The following is a 445-nucleotide window of genomic DNA, read 5'->3' on the forward strand; positions in this document are numbered from 1 at the left end:
GCTCAGCCTGCTGACCGGTCAGCACGTCTATCTGACCGCCCGGGTGGTGTCCGCCGGGAGTGTCGTCCGGATCCGGGCGGCGATGTTGCGCCGGGCCCTCGCCGAGCAGGTCGACACCGCCGACACACTGATCGAGGCGTTCAGGGAACGGCGCGAGGTGATCCGCGGGGCGGCAGGCAACGCCCTGGAGCTCGTCGGCCTGTCGTACGCCGCGGAGACACTGGAACTGCGCACCTATGTGGCGCAGATGCTCCTGCCGCATTCCTGGCTCGACGCGACCTCGCACCCTGGACGCTCGCTGATGAGACTGGCGGGGCTCGGCGAGGACGACCTCCCGGCCGCGATGGTCAACGGTTCGCTGCTGCGGCGCGCGACGCCCGGAGCTCTTGCCGAGGTGCTCGGTCTCACCTATCGGGCCGACGGGCGTCCGGTCGATCTCGTCGTG

General features: G+C 70.6%; 1 pseudogene. It reads left to right on the forward strand.

Annotation, left to right across the window (positions count from 1 at the left end):
- Positions 1 to 445 (forward strand): annotated as a pseudogene (locus tag KVT45_RS55165) (thioredoxin reductase); the annotation flags it as partial.

The organism is Streptomyces sp. GbtcB6 (assembly GCF_019091475.1).
Classification (GTDB): Bacteria; Actinomycetota; Actinomycetes; order Streptomycetales; family Streptomycetaceae; genus Streptomyces; species Streptomyces hyaluromycini.